Genomic DNA, 18703 nt, shown 5'->3' on the forward strand with positions numbered 1-18703 from the left:
CGTAAAGCCGCCATATGGACCGTAGCGAAAACCTTGTCCTCAAAGATCCTGAGCCGCGCATCCATCCGACTGCGGAGTTGAAGGCGTGCAAGCTTGGCCGCTATGTCTCGATCGGCGAGCGGGTGGTGCTGCGAGAGGTGGTCGTCGGCGATTTCTCCTATTTCGAGCGCCATGCCGAGGCGATCTACACGACCATTGGAAAGTTCTGCTCGATCGCTGCCAACAGCCGCATCAATGCGCTGGAGCATCCGATCGAGCGGCTCACCCAGCACAAGCTCAGCTACCGGCCGAACGAATATTTCCGCTGGCTTGGCATCGACGCGGCGTTCCGCGAGCGGCGGCAGGCTAAGGCCGTCAGCATCGGCAACGATGTCTGGATCGGCCATGGCGCTGTAATCATGCCCGGCATCAGCATCGGCAATGGCGCCATTGTCGGCGCCAATGCGGTGGTGACGCGGGACGTGCCGGCCTATGCGATCGTCGCCGGAGTGCCGGCGAAGCCATTGCGCCGACGGTTTCCGGCCGAGATCTCGGCGCGGATCGAAAGCCTCGCCTGGTGGGACTGGCCGCCGGAGAAACTCGCCAAGGCGGTTCCCGACATGCAGGCGTTGCCGATCGAGGCCTTCCTCGACCGCTGGGAACAGGATCCCTCCTGAGCGCCGCGCTCAGATGAGCATGCCGCCAGCTATCGCCGCGCGTGCGCGTCTTCATCGACTGGCTGGTCGAAATCCTGGCGCCGAAATTCTGAGACTACGCGCCTGTCGGGACGAGCTTCCGCCGGTCTCCGGTAACCCCTTCCGCTATGCGGGGGTGGCGCAGCGGAAGGGGCTTGGAGGTAAACCGCCGTGAAGCGGAAGGAGCAGGCTTTCTGGCCTACACAGGGACTATGGCAACAAACCCATAAGGCGGCTTTTCCCGGCGCTGCGCCTTTGGCGTGTGGTCAATTGCATCAGCGATTGTAAGGCGGACAGGGAACCTGGAGCGGCTGCCGATTGTTTCTTGCTGAGCAACGAGTGCGGCGCCGTACGGCTCACCGCGCTTTGGGACATTGAGGGATTTGAATTGGAAAAGCTGTTTACCAGGATCGCCAACACAGTTGCTCATCTGGCCGGCCTGCCGCTGACCTTTGTCGGCTGCTGCGCGATCGTCGTCGTCTGGGCGGCCAGCGGGCCGTTCTTCGGCTTTTCCGATACATGGCAGCTCGTCATCAACACCGGAACGACGATCATCACTTTCCTGATGGTGTTCCTGATCCAGAACACCCAGAACCGCGATGGCGCCGCGGTCCAGGCCAAGCTCGACGAACTGATCCGGGTCGGCAGGGGTCACAACCATTTCATCGGCATCGAACACCTGACGGAATCCGAGGTCGAGGAAATCAGAGACAAATGCGAGCGGGCGGCAAAACGCCATGACCGCGAGATCGCGGAGCTGGCCGCCAAGAAGGCCGTCACGCAGAAGCGCGCGTCCAAGAAACGCGCTGCCTAAAGTCACATTGATCAGCGATCCATGAAGGCCGCGAAGGCGTCCTTGTGGTCGGGATGCCAGCGAGACAGGGCAGGGCGGTTCTCGATGATGTCGCCGATCGCCCAGGCCATGCGTTTTTCGTCCGTCGCCCGCTTCACCTCATTGTCGGGGCACAGGATGTAGAAATCGCCGCTGATGAGCGAGGCCAGCATGAAGTCGATCACCTGCTCACCGGTCCATGCGGCGGCCGGTTTTTCGGTCGCTCCCTCGGTGATGCCGGTGAAGGTGAAGCCGGGAATCAAGAGATGCGCCGCCAGCTTCGCGCCCGGTTCGTTGCGCAGCGCATGCGCAAGGCCTTCGGTGAAGGTCTTCAGCGCCGATTTGGAAACGTTGTAGGCGAGATTGCCGGGCGGCGTGGTGATGCCTTGCTTGGAGCCGCTGTTGATAATCAGGCCGGGTTTGCCCGACGCCAGCATGGCCGGTGTAAAGGCCTCGACGCCGTGCACGACGCCCCAGAAATTGATGTCGATCAGCCGCTTCCAGGCCTCACCGTTTTCCCACGGTTTTCCCGGATTGTTGCCGACGCCGGCATTGTTCATCAGTAGCGAGACAGGGCCGAAGGCGGCGTGCGTCTTTTCCGCCAGCCGGGCGAGATCGTCGGCCTTCGAGACGTCGGTGGCGACGGCAAGCACCGTATCCTCGCCGGTGATCGCGGCGACCGCCTGCCGGGCCGCATCGAGGCGCGCGCCGCCTATATCGGCCAGCACCAGCTTCATGCCCATCGCCGCCAGCCTTTTGGCCGCGGCAAGGCCGATGCCGCTGGCGCCGCCGGTGATGACGGCGACATTGCCTCGGCTGAGGGCGGGCAAAGCGGACTGGATTTCGGCGTCGCTGGTCATGATCTTTTCCTTGGGTTTCGGGTCGCGCCGAACTTAGCGCGGGATGCGCTTCGTGCAAGGCCGGCCAGTGTGTTCGGGTTGACCGCGTCGGCGGCGGCTGCGCATGTTACGACCGAAAAGGGAGACTGCCGATTGACCGACTGGATCGCAATCCTGAGGGAGCAGACCGCCACCGGCGACCAGATGGGCCGTGAGGTGCCGCAGATGCTCGCCAATCCCGATATCAGCGAAGCGCAGGTGAAGACGTTGTTTTCGGCGCTGGAAAAACAGGCAGAGTTCGTCGAGAAATTGCGCGTGGCGTTGGAAAAATTCGGCCATGATTTTTCGATCATCAAGGCGGCCGAACGGCTGGAGGAGCGCTATGCCGATCTCGCCGCGTCGGTCGCCGAAAAGCTGAAGGCGATGCGCAAGTAGCGCCGGCCGCTACTTTTCGATCACCCGCGAAAAACGCGTATCCGGCACGAACCAGATCGCGGCCACCAATACGTAGATCGCGACGCCGATCCACTGGTTGACGAAAGTCAGCAGCACCGCTGCTGTGTAAAGCGCGACCGAAATCTTGCCCTTGCGGTCACTGCCCAGCGCCTTGGCGAAGGCGGTCTCGTTGCCATGCAGGTGGTGCAGCTTGGTCACAAGAATCCTGTAGGCCACCCCACACAGCGCCAGGTCGACGCCATAGACGGCGACAGGGATCGGCGCGAAATGATTCTCGCCCATGAAGGCCGTCGTTGCCGGGATCAGCGACAGCCAGAACAGAAGGTTCAGGTTGGCCCACAGCACGCGGCCGTCGACGCGCTGCACGGTGTGGAACATGTTGTGCAGATTGTTCCAGTAGATGCCGACATTGATGAAGGACAAGACATAGCTGAAGAAGATCGGCCACAGCGGCGCCAGCGCGGAAAGATCCTCGCCATGCGGCACTTTCAGCTCCAGCACCATGATGGTGATGATGATGGCGACGACGCCATCGGTGAATGCCTCGACCCTGCCTTTGCCCATGATTCCTCCCTCTCGATGGACAGACGTTACGGGAGGATCTCGGGCAAGGCCATCCTGACAAGATTGTCAGGAGCGGGTTGGGCAAGTGGAACGGCCGTCCTTACATGGACGTTGGACTTCGATTGGGGCGTTGGGCAGCTGGCCGGAGGTTGCCATGACCAGTAATGCCGAAACCATGACGCGCGACAATGAACTCGGCGGCCGCGCCGGGATGGCCGTTGCCGCCATGATCGCAGGTCTGTTCGCCGGCAGCACGGCGCTAACGCCGCTTTACGTCATCTACAAGCAGGCGTTCGGCTTCTCGCAGATCACGCTGACGTTGGTCTATGCCGTCTATGTCGTCGGCAATCTTGGCGCGTTGCTGATGTTCGGACGCCTTTCCGACGGCATTGGCCGCCGGCCGGCAGCACTGGCAGCGATGGCAGTGGCGGTGGTCAGCGCGTTGGTGTTCCTGTTGGCCGAGAATGTCGCCTGGCTCGATGTCGCCCGCATCCTGAGCGGGCTTGGCATTGGCGTCGGTGCGGGAACCGGCACCGCCTGGCTCGCGGAGTTGATCGAGGGTGAGGACAAATCGCGCGCGGCCGTTATCGCCACCAGTACCAACTTCGTTGGCCTCGGCCTTGGCGCGCTGGTATCGGGGCTGCTCGGCGAATACGCGCCTTGGCCGTTGAGGCTGACGTTTGCGGTCTATCTTGCCTTGCTCGTGGTGGTGACGCTGCTGATCTGGCGCACCCGCGAAACGGTCTCGCGGCCGGGGAGGTTGGCCGATGTTTCGCTGCAGCCGCGGCTGTCGGTTCCGGCTGACATCCGCGCCGCTTTCGTAGCGCCGGCCGTCACCGGTTTCGGCGCCATGGCGCTGGTCGGCTTTTATGCGGCACTTGCGCCGAGCATCCTGGCGCAGCAGCTGCATGTGGCCAACCATGCCGAGGCCGGCGGGCTGTTCTTCGAACTGTCGATCGTTGCGGCCGTGACCATCCTAGGCACGACCAGACTGTCCAGCCGCGCCGGCATGCTGGCGGCGCTGGCGCTGATGATCCCGGCGGTGGCGCTGGTGGTTGCGGCGCAGATCTTTGCCTCGATGTCGCTGATGATTGCCGCCACTGCTTTGTGCGGCGTGACTGCGGCGCTCGGCTATCGCGGCGGCCTGCAAGTGGTGAACCAGATCGCGCCTGCGGATCGCCGTGCCGAAGTGGTGTCGGCATTCTTCATCTGCTGCTTCTGCGGCAATGCGCTGCCGGTCATCGGCATCGGCCTGCTGTCGAGCTGGACCAGCGCCGCCACCGCAAGCCTGGCCTTCGCCGGCATGATCACCGTCTTCTCGGTCGTAGCACTGGGATTCGGCGCCAAATACGCGCGCTGAACCTCACCCGTTCGGCGTCTCGGGAGCCATGTTGGCGCGCTGGCGCGGAATGCCGAGGCCGGTGTCGGGCGGCTCGCCGGCGGCCGGCCGGTCTTCGATCATGTGCATGGTTCGCCAGTGGCCGAAGCGATAGTAGGCGGCGGCCAGCACCAGCGAGGTGATCGAGCCCGCCGGAAAGCTCCACCACAGTGCTTCCTCGCCGATGACGCCGCGCATGAAATAGGCAAAGCCGGTGCGAACGACCAGCACCGAAATGACCAGGATGATCAGCGGCGGCATCACGGCACCGGTGGCGCGCACGGTGGCGAACAGCACGATGGTGATGCCGAACAGGATGAACGACCAGGACGCCGCCTTGTTGATGTAGGCGGCGATGTCGATCGCGGTGCTGTCGCCGCTGAGGAACAGGCCGAGCACCGGCCTGTCGAAGAAGAACAACAGCGCCACCAGCGCGCCGGTGAGCACGAGGTTGAAGCCGACGCCGGAGGCGGCGATGCGGCCGATCCGGTCCCAGCGCCCGGCGCCGACATTTTGCGCCGCCATCGAAGAGACCGCGGCGCCGATCGCCAGTGCCGGCATCTGGATGTAGGTCCACAGCTGCGCGGCGATGCCGTAGGCTGCGGCGACCTGCGAGCCGTAGGAATTGACGATGCCCATCACCGTCAGCGCTGCCGCCGAAATCACGATCATCTGCAGACCCATCGGCACTCCCTTGAAGACGACGATCCTGAGCAGTGTCGGGTCCGGCCGCAGCAGAGCGAGGTCGGCGCCAGCAATCCGTAGCGGATGCTTACGGGCATAAAGCACGACGAGGATGGCGATCACGCTCACCGTCTGGCCGATCAGTGTCGAGGTGGCGGAGCCGGCAATGCCGAGCTCGGGGAAAGGGCCAATGCCGCGGATCAGCAACGGGTTGAGCACGATATCGAGGACCACGGCGAGCGCCATGAAAAAGAATGGCGTGCGCGAGTCACCGGCGCCGCGCAGCACCGTCATGACGAAGGACAGAAGGTTCATCATCGGCACGGCGACGAAGATGATGCGCAGATAGGAGCGCGCCAGCGGCAGAGCGTCGGGCGGTGTTCCCAGCGTGTTGAGGATGGCGTCGACCCAGATCCAGCCGCAGACGGCGAAGACCACCGAGACGAGGAAGAAGAAGGTGGCGCTGGTGCCGACGATGCGGCGCGCTTCGGGCAGGTCGCGGGCGCCGACCGATTGCGCCACCAGGATGGTCGCCGCCATGCCGATGCCGAACACCGTGCCGAGGATGAGGAACAGCACCAGATTGGCGTTGGAGGTCGCGGCCAGCGCCGATTCCCCGAGGAAGCGGCCGACCCAGACGGCATTGATCGAACCGTTGAGCGACTGCAGCACGTTGGAACCAAGCACCGGCAGCGCGAACAAAAGCAGCGTGCGCGGGATCGGGCCGCTGGTCAGGTCGACGGTGCGCCGGCGCGGGGGCATTTTTTCGTCCATGGCGGGCACTCGGCGCTGTCTCAGTCCGGTCGTAATGATCGCCGATTTAGTGGGCAAGGTCGATGCGGCATCGGAACATTCCGCTTTGCGTGCCTGCGCCAATCAGGTTCTCAAAGCATCCCGAATGGGATATGGATCGTCGCCGTGTGGGGCGCAAACCGGGGGGATCATGTCTGACAATCCGCTGTTTTCTGAGCGTCTGAACCGGCGCGCGTTTCTCGGCGCATCCGCTTTGAGCGCGGCCTCCGTGGCTCTTGCGGCCTGCACCACCACGGACGTCGTCACGCCGCCAGCGGCAGCGCCGCCGCCGCCAAGCGACTCGGCTTTCGGCGCTGCCGAAAGCATGTATGCGGCGCGCGTCGACGAGGGTTATCAGCTGCCGGCGATCCCGGTGGCCAAGCTCGATCCGAAGTTCGTGCGCCAGATCGTGGCAGACCCGACCGGTGAAAAACCCGGCACCATCGTCGTCGATACCTCCGAGCATTTCCTCTATCTGGTGCGCGATGGCGGCACGGCTATCCGCTATGGCGTCAGCGTCGGCAAGGCCGGTTTCGGATGGACCGGCAGCGCCGTGGTCCAGGCCCGCAAGAAGTGGCCGGTGTGGACGCCGCCGCCGGAAATGATTCAGCGCCGCCCCGAACTGGCGAAGTACAAGGATGGCATGCCGCCGGGACCGCAGAGCCCGCTCGGCGCCCGTGCGCTCTATCTGTTCCGCGACGGCAAGGACACAATGTACCGGCTGCACGGCACGCCGGAATGGGATTCCATCGGCAAGAACGCATCGTCGGGCTGCGTGCGCTTCATGAACCAGGACATCATCGACCTCTACAGCCGGGTCAACGGCGTCGCCCAGGTCTATGTGCGGCCGAACCTTTCGGCTGCGGGCAAGATCACCGCGGTGTCGAACAGGACCGCCGAGCCGATCGATGCCGGCGTGCCGAAGGACGCCGAGATCTTGAAGTAAGGCATCAGCGATGCGCTGAGCGCCGACAAAAAAAGCGGACGCGCCAGCGCGTCCGCTTTTTTCTGTCTGTTGTCTTCGATTACTTCTTGGCGAGGCCCGGCAGCGTGACCTGATAGACCAGGAACATCGTGTCGACATCGGCGCCGTCCTCGGCCTTGTAGGGCGCGCCGACCTGAAAACCGTCCTGGGCGAGGAAGTCGTTGTCGTTGCCGACGACCAGGAAATAGTCATCGGGCAGCGCCGGATCGAGCACGCTGACCACCGACATCGCCTCCCACTTCTCCGACAGGTTGTTCTTGTCGTTCGGCGCGCCGTCATGCAGGCCGAAGCGGCCGAGTTCCTTGTTGTCGTTGATGTCGATGAACGGCGTCAGCTTGGCCGGGGTCACCGAGGGGTCGAGGACGCCCTTGGGCGCGACCGGCTTGTCGGCGGCATCGAAGGCGCCGCCGGCGATGTCGGTCGCGGCCGAGACATCGACGACGAAGATCTGGCGCACCAGCGAGGTGTCGCCCTTCACGCCCTGGCCGTTGCCGCTGTCGCGCGCCAGCATCAGGAAGGTCTTGTCGGAGAGCGCGACGATCTCGCTCTGCGCGGCGATCTTGGTCTTGCCCTTGTCGTCCTTGAACACCGGCAGCGGCACGACATATTCGTGCGCCAGCTTGAGGTGAGCCGGGTCGGAGGCATCATAGACCAGCGCGCGGGTGTTCTGGCGCGTCGCGCCGGAATCGCCGCCATCCTGGCGGGGCGCCGACTGCAGCACCGCGATCAGCGACTTGCCGTCCGGCGTCAGCGCCATTCCTTCGAGGCCCTGGTTGTTCTGGCGGCCGGTCTCGGGATCCTTCGGATCGGGTTCGGCGGCACCGGGGCCTGGATTGTCGGAGGCGAAGTTCGGCTTGCCCTTGCGCGTCGGCACCAAAGCGGCCGGTGGCTGCGTCGCCGACATCAGATGGCCGTCGGCCGAGAAGCGGTAGATGTTGGGGCCGTATTCGTCGGAGATGAACATGGTGCCGTCGGGCAGCCGCGCGATCGCCTCATTGTCGAGCGCCAGCTTGCCGTTGGCCTCGGGGAGGATCGGCAGCTCGCCGCTCGCCGCGCGCACGCCGTTGAGCGGATCAAGGCCGGTAGCGTCGGCGCCCTTGTCGTCGGTCAAAAGCAGGGAATCGGCCAGCGTCGCCTTGACGCCGGTCTGTTCCTGGCCGGCGGCGGGCGCAGCACCCAGGGCGGTCGGCGTGAGTTCGATAGCAATGGTGTTGAGGCGCGGCCGGTAGTCGGTGGTGCCGACGACATTGTAGCCACGATCCGGCAGCAGCCAGAGCGAACCCTTGTAGCCATTGGCGTCATGCGTCCAGCTTGCGGCGTCGATCGACATGCCGGAGCCGGAGCCGAAGGTCTCGCCGAACTTGTCCTTCAGGTCGGCCGGAATGCGGCCGACGCCTACCAGGCCCTTGTTGACAAAGCTGACACCGCCAACGGTGGCGGTGCTGTCGGCAAGGGCAGGGGTCAGGGCGGTAAACAGCGCCAATGCGGCGCCGAGCGACACGGTTCGGTGCGAGATTTTCATGGAGATCCTCTTTGTGACAAAGCCTTGAGCGGCGCAAAGGGCCCCGCATCGCATCGACGATGTCGCCCTCTCGCAAAGCGGTCTAGGACGCGAACATGATACTTGCGTGACAGGTGGGGCCACCTGCTGGGGAACCATTCCTGATCTTGATCCGTTGCAGCCGAGCCCTGGCGCCGCTTCCGATCGATCGGCGAGGGCAGGGGATCAGGAGAGGACGAAAATGGGTTTCGATCAGTATCACGAACCGCCGCAAGAACTGACGCAGAAGGTGCGGACTTTTGCCCGCATGATCAGCTCGCTGATCGAGGAAGCGGAGGCGATCGGCTGGTACGAGCAGCGCATGTCGGTGGAGAAGGATCCTCAGGCCAAGGCGATCATGAAGAGCGCGCAAGGCGAGGAGTTCAAGCATTTCGGCATGGATCTCGAATTCCTGCTGCGCCAGAAGAAGGACTGGCGGGCGGAACTGAAGGAAATCCTGTTCACGACGGGTGATATCGTCAAGGCCGGCGAGAAGGGCGAGAAGAAGGTGGATTGAGGCCGACCGGCCTACGTCGCGCGGCGGATCAATCGCTGTCGCGTGCGATCAGCTCCAGCGGCCAGACTTCGCGGATGATGCGTGTGCCTTCGGGTCCGGCGAAGGCCGGCAGCGAGGCCAGCAGCATTTCAGCCAGCCGCCGGCCCATCGGCTCCAGCGACGGACGGAAGGCGGTCAGCGCGGGCGAAAAGTAGCGGCAAAGCGGCGTGTCGACGATGACGATCACCGCGATGTCGTGGCCGGGCCTGATGCCCATCTCGGCGAGTGCCTTGCAGCCGCCGAGCGCCATTGCGTCATTGTTGAAGATGATGGCTGTGGGCGGGTCCTTGGAGAGCATCACGCGCGGCGTCACCTGGTAGCCTCCGGCCTCGTTGATGAAGCCGTCGGCGATCAGGCCGGGGTCGACTTCGATGCCGTGCCGCTTCAGCGCCTTGCGGTAGCCGTCGAGGAACAGGTAGCCGAAGTTGAGATCATGCGAAGGGCGGATGGCGGCAATGCGGCGGTGGCCGCGCGCGACCAGCCGGTCGACGGCTTCATCACCCGCCCTCTCGAAATCGATATCGAGCGAAGGATAGGTGTCGCCGCCGGATTGACTGCGGCCAAGCGTGGCGAAGGGAAAGCCGGCCTTGCTGAGATAGTCGATACGATCGTCTTTCCGCCGTGTATTGGCCAACACGACCGCGTCGGCCCGGCGCGTCTCAACCACGCGGCGCAGCCTCTCCTGCTGATATTGGCCGGGTTCACCCATGACGACCATCAGATCCAGGTCGTACTCGGCGAGCCGCGCCTGCAGACCGGTCAGGAACGGGATGAAGAACGGTTCGCCATATTGCTGGTCGCCGGGATGCGGTTGCAGCATGAAGGCGATGGAACGGGTGGCGCCTTGCCGCAGGCTGCGGCCGGACTGGTTCGGCGAATAGTTCAGCTGCTTGGCGGCGGCGAGCACGCGCTGGCGGGTGTCGGCATTCACGTCAGCGCGGCCGTTCAGCGCCCGCGACACGGTGCCGATCGAAATGTTCAGGTGACGCGCAAGGTCATGGATGCTGGACGCCAAGGTCAGTTCTCCCCCTGCCTTGGCTAGCACCGGCTGCCGCTCAGGCCAAGGCTTCGGGATGATTTTTGCTGGCAGCCGATTGACATTCTACGCCATCGGGTGTGTTCTCGTAAACGTTTACGGGAAAACGTTTACGGTGATGCCGTGGATGCCGTGACATTCGGTCTGGAGGGACCGGACGGGAGGAATGCCGGATGATGAATGCCGTCCTCGTCGGCTGTGGTGCGATGAGCAAGGCCTGGCTCGATGCCGCGAGGCAGATCGATGGGCTCGCCATTGTCGGCCTTGTCGATCTCGACGCCGAACGGGCGAAGGCGAGGGCACGCGAATACGGGCTTGATGGCGCCGTCGTCGGAACCAATCTTGAAGCTGTCCTCGAACAGACCAAACCGCAAGCGGTATTCGATGTGGTGGTTCCCGCTGCCCGGCGCGATGTTGCCTTTGCCGCCTTTGACCACAATTGCCATCTGCTGACGGAAAAGCCGCTGGGCGACACCCCGGAAAATGCCCGCGCCATCGTGGAGGCCGCGCGCCGGGCAGGGCGCGTCCATGCCGTGGTGCAGAACCGCCGCTATGTCGCCAATGTCAGGCGGATCAGGCGGTTTCTCGACTCCGGCGCTATCGGCAAACCGACCAGCATTCACGCGGATTTCTTCGTCGCGCCGCATTTCGGCGGCTTTCGCGAGGAAATGGCGCATGTGCTCTTGCTCGACATGGCGATCCACACATTCGACGCCGCGCGCTACATGGTCGGTGGGGAGCCCGCCGGCGTCTATTGCCAGGAATGGGAGCCGGCCAATTCCTGGTACCGGCAGGGGTCGTCGGCTAGCGCCGTCTTCGATCTCGGCGGCGGCAAGATTTTTACCTATGCCGGCTCCTGGTGCGCCGACGGTTTTCGCACCAGCTGGGAAGGCAGTTGGCGCATCGTCGCCGAGCGCGGCAGCCTGACCTGGGACGGCAGCGACGCGTTGAAGGCGGAGGCCGTGGTGCCGGGCCGCGATGGGATTTTCGACAAAACGCAGGCCATCGAGGTGCCGGCGCTCGATCCGGCCGACCGCGTCGGCGGCCATCTCGGCATCATCAGGGATTTCATCCACGCCATCGAGACCGGCAGCGAGCCGGAGACGCGCGGCGCCGACAATATCAAAAGCCTGGCCATGGTTTTCGGTGCTATCGAAAGCGCCGAGACCGGACGCCGCGTCGCCATTGCAGAGGAAGCGTCATGACGCCAAACCCGCTTCTCGACATCCGGATCGGCACCATGGTGCGGGCCAATCTCGACGACCCGGCTGCCTACATCAAGCAGATCCTGCCGCTCGGGTTCGAGAGCATCCAACCCTTCTTCTGGCAGACGCTGGGCGGCAAGGATTTGCCGCGGCTGGCCGGTGAGATTCGCGAGGCGATCGGCGATGCCGATGTCAGCGTGTCCTCGATCGGCGTGTTCGGCAATCCGCTGGAGGATGGCGAGGTCCATCGCGGCGTGCTCGCGGCCTGGGAAACGGTGATCGACAATGCGCATTTGTTCGGCGCTTCGATGGTCAGCGGTTTCACCGGCCGCCTGCGCGGCAAGAAGCTGACCGACAGCCTGCCGCGCTTTCGCGAGGTGTGGGGTCCGCTGGCCAAACGCGCCGCCGACAAGGGCGTGCGCATCGCCTTCGAAAACTGCGCCATGGACGGCAACTGGGCCGCCGGCGACTGGAACATCGCCCACAATCCCGATGCCTGGGAGCTGATGTTCAACGAATTGCCCGACGACAATCTGGGTCTCGAATGGGAGCCCTGCCATCAGCTGGTCTATCTCATCGATCCGATGCCGCAGATCCGCAAATGGGCGCCGCGCATCTTCCATGTCCATGGCAAGGACGCGACCGTGCGCTGGGACGTGATCCGCGAGCATGGCGTCTTCGGCCGGCTGCCCTTCGTGCAGATGCGCACGCCGGGCTTTGGCGACAGCGACTGGACACGGGTGATCAGCGAATTGCGGCTGGCCGGCTTCAAGGGCGCCATCGACATCGAAGGCTGGCACGACCCTGTCTACCGCGGCGACCTCGAAATCACGGGTCAGCTGCGCGGGCTGGAATACCTCAAGCAATGCCGGGGAGGAGCGACCTACCTGCCGAACCCGGCGTGACGGCGGCCGGCGGGAGGAGCCGGCCTAATCGTTGAGTACTTGCTGAAAGCGAATGACGAAAACCCCTCGGCTCACCGAGGACAAAAGGGAGGAACGTGCATGAGCATCGCAATGAGAACGACACTTCTGCGCTCGACCGTCGTGGCCGCCGCCACCGCGCTCTGCGCCGCCATCTCCACTCTGCCGGCCCACGCGCTCGACGCCCAATGGTGCAAGGATGTCCACATCCGCTTCTTCGTCGGCGGCGCCGAGGGCGACGCTTTCGGCACCATCGTCTATAATGGCGCCAAGCAGGCGGCGGCCGATCTCGGGCCTAAGGTCGACTACATCTTCTCCCAGTGGGACGTCGAGAAGATGGTGCAGCAATTGCGCGAAGCCGTCGCCGTGAAGCCCAACGGTATCGCCATGATGGGCCATCCCGGCGACGCCGCGATCATGCCGCTGGCCGAACAGGCGCACAAGGACGGCATCAAGATGATGTACCAGAATGTGCCGGTGCCGAAGGTGGTGGAAGCGTTCGGCGGCGGCTATGTCGGCGCCCAGCAGGAGCAGCAGGGCCGCGCGCTCGGCGCCGAGGCGTTCAAGCTCGGCAAGCTCAAGGCCGGCGACAAGGCGATCATGATCGGCCCGTTCGAAAACGAGGCCCGCGGCGCGCGCGAGCGCGGCACGGTCGCCGCGCTGAAGGAGGCCGGCGTCGAGGTGATCCAGCTGTCGTCGCCGCCGAGCGGCGAATGGGCATCCGACCCCAACCTGGCGATACCTGTGATCACCGCGGCTCTGCTCAACAATCCAGACGTCAAGGCGGTCGGCTATCCCGGCGGCCAGATGCTGGGCAATGTCGCCACCTACATGCAGGCGGCGGGCAGGAAGCCCGGCGACATCTTCAATTTCGGCTTCGACACCAGCCCGCAGATCGTCGAGGCGTTCAAGGGCGGCTGGGTGCAGCTGACCGCCGACCAGCAGCCATTCCTGCAGGGCTACCTGCCGATCCTCAGCCTTTGCCAGCAGGTGGTGCTGGGCCTGGCGCCGATGAATGTCGACACCGGTGCGGGCTTCGTCACGCCGCAGAATTACGAGATCGTCGCCGAGCTCGCCAAGCAGGCGCTGCGCTAACCTCCCAAGCTGTCGGCCGGGCCCAGGCCCGGCCGGCAGGACCGCCGGCGAGAATGCCGGCAAGCGACAATTTAGCGAGGATGGCCATGGCCGAACGCATCATCGAACTGCGCGACATCAGCAAATCCTACGGTCAGGTCTATGCGCTGGGCGGGGTTAATCTCTCGGTTGACCGCGGCGAGGTCGTCGGCCTGATTGGCGACAATGGCGCCGGCAAGTCGACGCTGATCAAGATTCTGTCCGGCGTGGTCAAGCCGACCAGCGGCGAGATTCTGGTGCGCGGCAAGCCGGTGACCGGCTGGAGTGCAGCACGCTCGCGCGACGCCGGCATCGAGACGGTGTTCCAGGACCGGGCGCTGGCGGTGCAACAGACCATCGTGCGCAACATCTTCATGGGCCGTGAACTCACCGGCTTCATGGGCTTTCTGAGGGTTAACAAGGAAATCGAGGAGGCGAGCAGGCTGATGCGCGAGATCGGCTTCACCTCGAAGGTGTTCACGCCGCATTCGATCGTCGGCCAGCTGTCGGGCGGCGAACGCCAGGGCGTGGCGATCGCACGCGCCATCTACAAGCAGGCCGAGCTGATCATCCTCGACGAGCCGACGACGGCGCTGTCGCTGACCGAGACCGCCAAGGTGTTTCATTTCGTGCGCCAGGTGCGGGCGAGCGGCCGCTCGATCCTGTTCATCGGCCACAACATCCACCACGTCTTCGACATTGCCGACCGCTTCGTGGTGATGGACCGCGGCAAGGTGGCGCTGACCGCCGATCGCACCGAGGTCAAGTCGGCGGAGGATCTCATCAACTTCATGGAAGATGTCGCACACCCCGGCGGATTGCCCGGGCTGCACGGGGCCGCCGACGCGGGGAGGGCAGCACGATGAGCAAGACCATGGAACCTGATCTGAAGAGCCCGCTTGGCGGCGAGGCAGCCCGGACAGAGTGGAAGCACCCGTCCGACCACTGGCTGCGCGGCTTCGTCCTCGACAATCGCGCCGCGCTCGGCACGCTCGTCGTGTTCATCGTCATGATGGCGGCGTTCCTGATCGCCAACCCGACTGTCTTCACCACCTGGTATCTCTACAGATCCGTGCTGACGACGCTTCCCGTTGCGCTGTTCGTGGTGGTGCCGCTGGTCTTCGTCGTCACCTGCGGCGAGATCGACTTGTCGTTTCCGGCAACGATGGGTTTTGCCTCCTGGGTGTTCGCGCTGGTGGTGCAGGCCGGCTACGATCCGTTCCTCGGCATTGCCGCCGCGGTTCTCACCGGCACACTGCTCGGCTTCCTGGTCGGGTCGCTGGTTGTCTATGGCGGGCTGTCGTCGCTGATTGCCACGCTCGGCATGAATTTCCTGCTACGCGGCCTGATCCAGATCATCAACGAAGGCAAGTCGACAGCGCTGACCGGTCTCAGTGACAGCTGGGCCTATGCCATCTTTTCCAGCCAGGTGTGGGGCTTCCCAGTGCAGATCTTCTGGGCCTTCGCCTTCGTCGTTTTGTCGGCAATGCTGTACAACCGCCATCGCTTCGGCGCGCAGGTGAGGGTGGTCGGCGACAATCCCGACAGCGCCCAGCAGATGGGCATCGACGTCAAGCGCGTGCGGGTGAAAGTGTTCGTCTTCGTCGGTATCGGCGCGGCGATCGCCGGCACCTTCTCGGTGATGATCAACTTCACCTGGTGGCCGACGGCCGGCGACGGCTATCTCCTGCCGGTGCTGGCCTCGGTGTTCGTCGGCGGCACGCCGACCTGGGGCGGTATCGGCACGGTTGCCGGTGGAGCGATCGGCGCGGTCACCGTGTCGTTCATCCAGACCGGCGTCGTGGCAGCGGGCCTGAGCGGCTTCTACGTGCAGTTCTTCAACGGCCTGATCATCATCCTGTCGCTGCTGGGGCACAAGTGGAACCAGGCGAGGTATAGGTGAGGGCAGCCACCTAAGGCGGATCACACCGCCGCGACGAACCCGTCCAGCACGCGTTTCTGGCCGGCCTTGTCGAAGTCGATGGTCAGCTTGTTGCCTTCGATGTTGGAAATGTTGCCGTTGCCGAATTTCTGGTGGAAGACGCGGTCGCCGACACTGAAGGGCGACGGCGTGTCGGCGACGGATTTGGCGACCAGTTCGCCGTCTATGGTACGGCCTTTGACCGAGGTTCGGCCGGCGCCGTAGCCGGAGTCGGTCTCGCCATAGCCGATGCGCTCGACCTGGTGGCCGGAGCGCGAGCCCCAGTTGCGGTCGGTGGCCTCGGTGCGATTGGCCTGCGCCCGCTGCCAGCCGGGCGTGGCATAGGTGTTAGAGAAGGCGCCGGATTTTTCCGCGCTGCCGGTGTTGGCGCCGACATTGTCGAAACGTGAGGCGCCATAGGGGTTCTGTCTTCCTGCCCCCTGGCCGCCACGGCCAGATGCAAAAGAACCGCCGCCATAGGAATTGCCGTAACCGCCATAGCTGTTGCCGCTTTCGGCGATCTCGACATGGGCGTTCGGCAACTCTTCGAGGAACCGCGACGGGATGGTCGACTGCCACAGGCCGTGGATGCGGCGGTTGGAGACGAACCACAGATGCAGGTTCTTCTTGGCGCGGGTCAGCCCGACATAGGCGAGGCGCCGCTCTTCCTCCAGGCCGGAGCGGCCGCCTTCATCGAGCGCGCGCTGATGCGGGAACAGACCTTCCTCCCAGCCGGGGAGAAACACGGTCTCGAATTCGAGACCTTTTGCCGAATGCAGCGTCATGATGTTGACGGCGTCGAGCTCGGCGTTCTGCTCGGCGTCCATGACCAGGGCGACATGTTCGAGGAAGGAGCGCAGCGACTCGTATTCCTCCATGGAGCGGATCAGTTCTTTCAGATTCTCCAGCCGTCCCGGCGCTTCGACCGAACGGTCGTTCTTCCACATGTCGGTATAACCGCTCTCCTCGAGAATGGTCTCGGCGAGCTCGGTGTGCGGTGTGGTTTCCAGCGCCTTCTGCCAGCGCTCGAAATTGGCGGCGACTTCGCGCAGGGCCGCGCGCGGCTTGGGCTTCAGCTCGTCGCTTTCTGCGAGCTTGGCCGCGGCCTCCAGCATTGGAATGCGCAGCGCACGCGCGGTATCGTGGATCTGGCGGATGGTGGCTTCGCCAAGGCCACGCTTCGGCACATTGACGATGCGCTCGAAGGCAAGGTCGTCGGCGCCTTGCGCGACGACGCGGAAGAAGGCCAGCGCATCGCGGATTTCCATGCGCTCATAGAAGCGCGGGCCGCCGATGACGCGGTAGTTGAGGCCGAGCGTGACAAAGCGGTCTTCGAACTCGCGCATCTGGAACGAGGCGCGGACAAGAATGGCCATGTCGTTGAGATTGTGCTTGGCGCGCTGGTAGGTCTCGATGGTTTCGCCGACGGCCCGCGCCTCCTCCTCGGAATCCCAGGCGGCGTGGACATGCACCTTCTCGTCGTCCTCTGCCACCTTTTCGGTGAACAGCGTCTTGCCGAAACGGCCCTCATTGTGGGCGATGAGGTGCGAGGCGGTGCCGAGGATGTGCGCGGTCGAGCGATAGTTGCGCTCCAGCCGGATGATGGTGGCGCCCGGAAAATCCTTGTCGAAGCGCAGGATGTTGTCGACCTCCGCGCCACGCCAGCCATAGATGGACTGGTCGTCGTCGCCAACGCAGCAGATATTTACCGTGGCGCGGGCTTCGGCCGAAGAACGCCCAATCTCCCCCCTTGTGGGGGAGATGTCGGCGGAGCCGACAGAGGGGGGCGCTGTCCCGCCGGCATTTTCGTTCTGATTATCGGAGACGCCGCGATCCTTCGCGCCCCCCTCTGTCCTGCCGGACATCTCCCCCACTTGGGGGGAGATCGGCTTGCCGCCGACGTTCGCGCTTTTTCCCACACCTTCCGGTCTTTGCGCCAGCAAGCGCAGCCACATGTATTGCGCGGTGTTGGTGTCCTGGTATTCGTCGACCAGGATGTATTTGAAGCGCTTGTGGTATTCCTTGAGCACATCCGGGTTGGCGCGGAAGATGCGGATCGGATGGCACAGGAGATCGCCGAAGTCGCAGGCGTTCAGCGTCTGTAGCCGCTCCTGATAGGCCTTGTAGAGCTCGCGGCCCTTGCCGTTGGCGAAGCTGCGCGCGTCGCCTTCGGGAATGTCGGCAGGGCCGAGCCCCTTGTTCTTCCAGCCGTCGATCATCTGCGCGAACTGCTTGGCCGGCCAGCGCTTGTCGTCGAGGCCCTCGGCCTGGATCAGCTGCTTGATCAGCCGCACGACATCGTCGGTGTCGAGGATGGTGAAATCGGATTTCAGCCCGGCCAGCTCGGCATGGCGGCGCAACAGCTTGACGCCGATCGAGTGGAAGGTGCCGAGCCACGGCATGCCCTCGACGGCCTCGCCGACGAGATGGCCGATGCGCTGCTTCATCTCGCGCGCGGCCTTGTTGGTGAAGGTCACGGCCAGGATCTGCGACGGGAAGGCCCTGCCGGTGGCGAGGATGTGAGCGATGCGGGTCGTCAGCACGCGCGTCTTGCCGGTGCCGGCGCCGGCCAGCACCAGGACCGGGCCCTCGGTGGTTTCGACCGCCAGCCGCTGCTCCGGGTTGAGGCCGCTGAGATAATCGGGCGCGCTGTTGTGGCCGCTGCGGGCGGCCATGGCGCGCGCGGCTATGCCCGACGGGGCCGCGGGCCGCGCATTGGGTTCGTCAAAGAAGGGCATGTCTTCCGAAAAGCCGGACATCGCCCCCGAATGTAGTGATTCGGCGGCGAAAGACCAGAAGTGTCTACGTTTTGTTCCGGTTTGGAAGCCAGATTCCCGGGCGCCGTGCGAATATTATCGCCCCGGCGCCCGACAGCCTGTGCAAAACCTCTCGCCCGGCCTACTTGGCTGCTGCCCGCATCCGCTCGGCGATTTTGTCGGCGACGTAGCCGGCATCTCGCGCCGCGCCATGGATCATGATGGACGAGGTCGAGTGCTGGAAATGCAGGCCACAGACATAGAGGCCGATCGCCCAGGTGCCGACCGAGATGGTCGTTGCACATGTCCAGCGTGCCACCGGTCAAAATCTCATGGATGTGCTGCAGCGCTAAGCTGAGGCGAGAGGGCAAAAGCAAGGTTTGTTCTCAACCTGTGCGGTCAGCCTTGCTTGACAGGCACGGCGGGCGGGAGAAAGTTGTACCCTCGGG

The 18703-nt window shown here is 64.3% G+C and carries 18 protein-coding genes; 11 read left to right on the plus strand and 7 right to left on the minus strand.

Features of this window, described 5'->3' with window-relative positions:
* The first annotated feature begins 14 nt into the window (after positions 1-14).
* Together H0241_RS02110 and H0241_RS02115 are read left to right on the plus strand one after the other, a co-directional pair.
* The gene (locus tag H0241_RS02110; RefSeq protein ID WP_181055776.1) at positions 15-656 is read left to right on the plus strand and encodes a DapH/DapD/GlmU-related protein; all 642 of its coding nucleotides are present in this window, start codon (positions 15-17) and stop codon (positions 654-656) included.
* 406 nt (positions 657-1062) lie between these two features.
* Positions 1063-1488 carry a low affinity iron permease family protein gene (locus H0241_RS02115; RefSeq protein ID WP_181055777.1) on the plus strand — a complete coding sequence of 142 codons (426 nt, stop codon included), beginning with the start codon at positions 1063-1065 and terminating at the stop codon, positions 1486-1488.
* A gap of 11 nt (positions 1489-1499) precedes the next feature.
* On the opposite strand, the gene H0241_RS02120 is transcribed toward H0241_RS02115, so the two are convergent.
* Positions 1500-2366, minus strand: coding sequence for an SDR family NAD(P)-dependent oxidoreductase (locus tag H0241_RS02120; protein ID WP_181055778.1), 867 nt, complete (start codon positions 2364-2366; stop codon positions 1500-1502).
* Between the two features lie 132 nt (positions 2367-2498).
* Here H0241_RS02120 and H0241_RS02125 point away from each other — a divergent pair, with 132 nt between their 5' ends.
* Positions 2499-2780 carry a hypothetical protein gene (locus H0241_RS02125; protein ID WP_181055779.1) on the plus strand — a complete coding sequence of 94 codons (282 nt, stop codon included), beginning with the start codon at positions 2499-2501 and terminating at the stop codon, positions 2778-2780.
* A gap of 9 nt (positions 2781-2789) precedes the next feature.
* Here the strand turns inward: H0241_RS02125 and H0241_RS02130 are convergent, their stop codons facing one another.
* Positions 2790-3365 (minus strand): TMEM175 family protein, encoded by a 576-nt coding sequence (locus H0241_RS02130; RefSeq protein ID WP_181055780.1) that lies wholly within the window; start codon positions 3363-3365, stop codon positions 2790-2792.
* 154 nt (positions 3366-3519) lie between these two features.
* Between H0241_RS02130 and H0241_RS02135 the strand changes: the two genes are divergently transcribed.
* The gene (locus H0241_RS02135) at positions 3520-4725 is read left to right on the plus strand and encodes an MFS transporter (RefSeq protein WP_181055781.1); all 1206 of its coding nucleotides are present in this window, start codon (positions 3520-3522) and stop codon (positions 4723-4725) included.
* Between the two features lie 3 nt (positions 4726-4728).
* Here the strand turns inward: H0241_RS02135 and H0241_RS02140 are convergent, their stop codons facing one another.
* Complete coding sequence (locus H0241_RS02140) at positions 4729-6201, minus strand: MATE family efflux transporter (RefSeq protein ID WP_181055782.1); 1473 nt, start codon at positions 6199-6201, stop codon at positions 4729-4731.
* A gap of 169 nt (positions 6202-6370) precedes the next feature.
* Between H0241_RS02140 and H0241_RS02145 the strand changes: the two genes are divergently transcribed.
* Positions 6371-7165, plus strand: a complete 795-nt coding sequence (locus H0241_RS02145; protein WP_181055783.1) for a L,D-transpeptidase — start codon at positions 6371-6373, stop codon at positions 7163-7165.
* 79 nt (positions 7166-7244) lie between these two features.
* Here H0241_RS02145 and H0241_RS02150 read toward each other — a convergent pair whose 3' ends face one another.
* On the minus strand, positions 7245-8726 hold the full coding sequence (locus H0241_RS02150; protein ID WP_181055784.1) for an esterase-like activity of phytase family protein: 1482 nt from the start codon (positions 8724-8726) through the stop codon (positions 7245-7247).
* A gap of 220 nt (positions 8727-8946) precedes the next feature.
* Here H0241_RS02150 and H0241_RS02155 point away from each other — a divergent pair, with 220 nt between their 5' ends.
* Positions 8947-9261, plus strand: coding sequence for a ferritin family protein (locus tag H0241_RS02155; protein ID WP_181055785.1), 315 nt, complete (start codon positions 8947-8949; stop codon positions 9259-9261).
* A gap of 28 nt (positions 9262-9289) precedes the next feature.
* On the opposite strand, the gene H0241_RS02160 is transcribed toward H0241_RS02155, so the two are convergent.
* Positions 9290-10315, minus strand: coding sequence for a LacI family DNA-binding transcriptional regulator (locus H0241_RS02160; RefSeq protein WP_181055786.1), 1026 nt, complete (start codon positions 10313-10315; stop codon positions 9290-9292).
* A gap of 194 nt (positions 10316-10509) precedes the next feature.
* Between H0241_RS02160 and H0241_RS02165 the strand changes: the two genes are divergently transcribed.
* The 5 genes from H0241_RS02165 to H0241_RS02185 all read left to right on the plus strand — a co-directional run bounded on the left by H0241_RS02165 (position 10510) and on the right by H0241_RS02185 (position 15480).
* Complete coding sequence (locus tag H0241_RS02165) at positions 10510-11541, plus strand: Gfo/Idh/MocA family protein (RefSeq protein ID WP_181055787.1); 1032 nt, start codon at positions 10510-10512, stop codon at positions 11539-11541.
* A complete protein-coding gene (locus H0241_RS02170) occupies positions 11538-12446 on the plus strand; it encodes a sugar phosphate isomerase/epimerase family protein (protein ID WP_181055788.1) in 909 nt (302 codons plus the stop codon). Before H0241_RS02165 ends, H0241_RS02170 begins: the two co-directional genes overlap by 4 nt.
* A 99-nt stretch (positions 12447-12545) precedes the next feature.
* Positions 12546-13559 carry a substrate-binding domain-containing protein gene (locus tag H0241_RS02175; protein WP_181055789.1) on the plus strand — a complete coding sequence of 338 codons (1014 nt, stop codon included), beginning with the start codon at positions 12546-12548 and terminating at the stop codon, positions 13557-13559.
* 86 nt (positions 13560-13645) lie between these two features.
* Positions 13646-14443: an ATP-binding cassette domain-containing protein gene (locus tag H0241_RS02180; protein WP_181055790.1), complete on the plus strand. Its 798-nt coding sequence runs from the start codon at positions 13646-13648 to the stop codon at positions 14441-14443.
* Entirely contained in the window at positions 14440-15480 is a 1041-nt protein-coding gene (locus H0241_RS02185; protein ID WP_181055791.1) for an ABC transporter permease, read from the plus strand. Before H0241_RS02180 ends, H0241_RS02185 begins: the two co-directional genes overlap by 4 nt.
* 20 nt (positions 15481-15500) lie before the next feature.
* On the opposite strand, the gene H0241_RS02190 is transcribed toward H0241_RS02185, so the two are convergent.
* Together H0241_RS02190 and H0241_RS02195 are read right to left on the minus strand one after the other, a co-directional pair.
* Positions 15501-18257 (minus strand): ATP-dependent helicase, encoded by a 2757-nt coding sequence (locus tag H0241_RS02190; RefSeq protein WP_181055792.1) that lies wholly within the window; start codon positions 18255-18257, stop codon positions 15501-15503.
* Positions 18258-18396: 139 nt separating this feature from the next.
* On the minus strand, positions 18397-18573 hold the full coding sequence (locus tag H0241_RS02195; RefSeq protein WP_235983878.1) for a hypothetical protein: 177 nt from the start codon (positions 18571-18573) through the stop codon (positions 18397-18399).
* Positions 18574-18703: the final 130 nt, after the last annotated feature.

It is taken from the genome of Mesorhizobium neociceri (assembly GCF_013520985.1).
Taxonomy (GTDB): Bacteria; Pseudomonadota; Alphaproteobacteria; order Rhizobiales; family Rhizobiaceae; genus Mesorhizobium; species Mesorhizobium neociceri.

Coding starts and splice junctions, on each gene's coding strand:
- H0241_RS02110 (WP_181055776.1), top strand. CDS start 15: ATGGACCGTAGCGAAAACCTTGTCCTCAAAGATCCTGAGCCGCGCATC.
- H0241_RS02145 (WP_181055783.1), top strand. CDS start 6,371: ATGTCTGACAATCCGCTGTTTTCTGAGCGTCTGAACCGGCGCGCGTTT.
- H0241_RS02175 (WP_181055789.1), top strand. CDS start 12,546: ATGAGCATCGCAATGAGAACGACACTTCTGCGCTCGACCGTCGTGGCC.
- H0241_RS02185 (WP_181055791.1), top strand. CDS start 14,440: ATGAGCAAGACCATGGAACCTGATCTGAAGAGCCCGCTTGGCGGCGAG.
- H0241_RS02155 (WP_181055785.1), top strand. CDS start 8,947: ATGGGTTTCGATCAGTATCACGAACCGCCGCAAGAACTGACGCAGAAG.
- H0241_RS02130 (WP_181055780.1), bottom strand. CDS start 3,365: ATGGGCAAAGGCAGGGTCGAGGCATTCACCGATGGCGTCGTCGCCATC.
- H0241_RS02170 (WP_181055788.1), top strand. CDS start 11,538: ATGACGCCAAACCCGCTTCTCGACATCCGGATCGGCACCATGGTGCGG.
- H0241_RS02135 (WP_181055781.1), top strand. CDS start 3,520: ATGACCAGTAATGCCGAAACCATGACGCGCGACAATGAACTCGGCGGC.
- H0241_RS02150 (WP_181055784.1), bottom strand. CDS start 8,726: ATGAAAATCTCGCACCGAACCGTGTCGCTCGGCGCCGCATTGGCGCTG.
- H0241_RS02165 (WP_181055787.1), top strand. CDS start 10,510: ATGATGAATGCCGTCCTCGTCGGCTGTGGTGCGATGAGCAAGGCCTGG.
- H0241_RS02140 (WP_181055782.1), bottom strand. CDS start 6,201: ATGGACGAAAAAATGCCCCCGCGCCGGCGCACCGTCGACCTGACCAGC.
- H0241_RS02120 (WP_181055778.1), bottom strand. CDS start 2,366: ATGACCAGCGACGCCGAAATCCAGTCCGCTTTGCCCGCCCTCAGCCGA.
- H0241_RS02180 (WP_181055790.1), top strand. CDS start 13,646: ATGGCCGAACGCATCATCGAACTGCGCGACATCAGCAAATCCTACGGT.
- H0241_RS02190 (WP_181055792.1), bottom strand. CDS start 18,257: ATGTCCGGCTTTTCGGAAGACATGCCCTTCTTTGACGAACCCAATGCG.